This window comes from Streptomyces sp. NPDC001156 (assembly GCF_053598275.1).
Genome location: NZ_JBSFJX010000452.1, coordinates 1 through 2460 on the forward strand (window position 1 = coordinate 1; position 2460 = coordinate 2460).

A 2460-nucleotide genomic window follows, 5' to 3' on the forward strand; every position below is an offset into this window, starting at 1 on the left:
ATACCACCTGCCCAGGCACAGACACCAACCCGAAACCCGCTCAAAAACCCGTCAGAAGATCCACTTCAGGCCACGTCGGTGGATCAAGGCTAAGTCTGCGGACACCCGCTCCCGTGCCTGGCCCGGCATGGTCTGGACGGACCCCACCTGCGGGACGGTGTACGTGTTCCCGCCGTACTGCACAGCTTGGATGTAGTCGTCGACCGTCGAGATCGACCGGCGAGCAGCCCGCAACAGGGTCACCACGAGCCGCCCCTCCCGTCACCCGGTTCCGCCACGTCGGCGATGAGCATTCATTAGGCGGCCAGCAGGACGCCGGCGACGATGAGCGCGATCCACAGCCCCCACTGAAGGCCCACCCCAGCGGAGATGAACCCGCCGCCGGTCCAGATACCCAAAGGGAAGGCCCAGTCCGCTGCTGCGCCGCCAAGCAGGGCCACCGTCATCGTCGCAAGGAAGGCAGCCAGAGCGGCGCGCCGACGAGGCGGTTTTGTGCGGTACAGCTCGCCCATGGGCCCCGCCGCGAACTTGCCGGGGAAGACGAGTAAAAATGACCAGTCAGGCAGCCCTCCGAACAGCCAAAGGACCAAGGCGATAACACCGCAGACAGCGAGGCCGTGGAGTTCCCACACGATGGTGGACTTCATCAACTCCCATGGCTGGCGCCGGATCCATCCGCTCTCGCCGTACTCCTCGTCGGCCACACCAGAAGAGTAGCCGTGATCAGGGCGAATGTTGTCTGGCGGGGCACTACTTGATCACCCCGGTCCAGTGCGGATCCTCGCTGAGGTAGGCACTACGCACGACGCTTATCGGGCTTCGGAGATGTGGGGCCGCGCCAGACTTCGCGAGCGCCCCAGAGGAACAGTAGGCCGATGACGCCACTCACGCCCACAAACCCGAATCAGATGGCGATGAGCACTCTGACGAGGCTTCTCATGCGCGGATCGTAGGGCTGTTGTGCCGTCTCGGGAAGGCTCGTACACCGCGGTGTGGACGTTCACGTAATTACGTGACGCTGATGATGCAGATCGTGGGGAATTGCCTGACCGTCGACACGTGGTCAGTCGTCGAAGGACAGGTCGATGTCCGGTCGGCAGACGGCGCACGCGTCCAGGCCCTCGCGTAGCGCGGCGAGGGCGTCGTGCGCGTTGATCTGGTGGGCCGGGCCGTCGTCGATCTCACAGGCTCCGATGTGCAGGGTCAGCCGTGGCGGCTCGTTCTCGCCTCCCCGCTCGACGACCTTGAAGGCGGCCCTGCGATCGCCGGTAAAAGTGGGGCGCGGCGGCCGCCGCGACGGTGCCGGTGCGGGCTGCTCGGTGGGCTGCTGCTCGCCCTCGGCGCGGGCGAGGGCTTCGGTGACAGTGGCGTGCTGCACCTTCAGGTACGTGGCCACCGTGTCGTTGTGGGCGATCTGCTCGTCGAGCCACTCGAGGATCAGGCGCAGGCGCTCGGGATCCGGTGGCAGCTGACTCATGCGGTCGATTGAAGCACCGGGCCTGGGGACGGTCGAGGCGGGGGCTGGTGGTCAGGCGAACTGCCAGCCGAGCAGTCGACCCTGCTCGCCGACCTCGGCGGTCAGCCACGCACCTGGCAGTTCATCGACCGGGACGCCGAGGGCGAAGGCGATCTCGGCGGCCGGGTAGCGCTCCCGCTTGGCGCTCACTGCGGGCGGGGCGTGGCCGACGATCTCAACCTGGTCGCCGAGTAGCAGCTCGACACGGACAGTAACGCGCTCGAGGGTCATGGGCTGGTTCCTCTTGGTAGCCGGGTGAGCCTCGCCCGAGGTCTCTCGCAGATCAGACCTCGGAATGCGGTCGGTCTCTTGCGGGTGGAAGCTGAGTTCATGGCGAAGTGCTGCGTGACCGTGGCGGCGCCTTGCGGATCGGGCGGCCGCCGCGTATCCGCTGATGAGCAGATCCTAGGCATGGCGTACTCGCTGCACGACTTGACGGTGTTCCTGCACCACGCCGGGCTGATGGGTGGGGATGAGGTGGACGTGGCCAAAGCGGAACTCATCGAGTGGCACGGCGGTGGTCCCGAGGTGTGGCCGTGCCAGGGTGGCGGGCCTGACTGCTGGATGGTGCCCGGCGGCGGGCCCGCCTCGCAGGTGAGGGTAACGAGGCGGGCCTGACGGGAGCCGTGTGTTGGATGGCGCCAGTTCACTGTTGCATGGGAGGCGAGGGGGCGAGGTACTTCGGGCGTGTCGAGCCGCTCAGGGGATGGCCTGATCACTCGTTCGGCCCCAACAGCCTGGGGAGCCGGTGGGGCCACGGACGGCGCGGGTTGCGCGGCCGCCTCGCTGTCGTTCCCCCTGAAGGGTGAAGCGTTGGCCGCGCAAGAACGGAAGTGCGGAAGGCGTGAGCCGCAACCGTTCCTAGTCAGTGAGCAGGAGTGAGTCTTGTACCCAGTCCTGGTCAACTGGCGCATCCCGAACGGTGGTGGATGCACTGGTCTCCC

General features: G+C 66.8%; 4 protein-coding genes. All 4 read right to left on the reverse strand.

Translation table 11 applies throughout. From position 1 onward, the window contains the following. Positions 1-51: 51 nt before the first annotated feature. The 4 genes from ACWDA7_RS52015 to ACWDA7_RS52030 all read right to left on the reverse strand — a co-directional run bounded on the left by ACWDA7_RS52015 (position 52) and on the right by ACWDA7_RS52030 (position 1747). Complete coding sequence (locus ACWDA7_RS52015; RefSeq protein ID WP_450615118.1) at positions 52-246, reverse strand: hypothetical protein; 195 nt, start codon at positions 244-246, stop codon at positions 52-54. 50 nt (positions 247-296) lie between these two features. Then, positions 297-704: a hypothetical protein gene (locus ACWDA7_RS52020; protein WP_450615120.1), complete on the reverse strand. Its 408-nt coding sequence runs from the start codon at positions 702-704 to the stop codon at positions 297-299. A gap of 359 nt (positions 705-1063) precedes the next feature. After that, positions 1064-1477, reverse strand: coding sequence for a DUF6233 domain-containing protein (locus ACWDA7_RS52025; protein WP_450615122.1), 414 nt, complete (start codon positions 1475-1477; stop codon positions 1064-1066). A 51-nt stretch (positions 1478-1528) separates the two neighbouring features. Then, positions 1529-1747, reverse strand: coding sequence for a hypothetical protein (locus ACWDA7_RS52030; RefSeq protein ID WP_450615124.1), 219 nt, complete (start codon positions 1745-1747; stop codon positions 1529-1531). Positions 1748-2460: the final 713 nt, after the last annotated feature.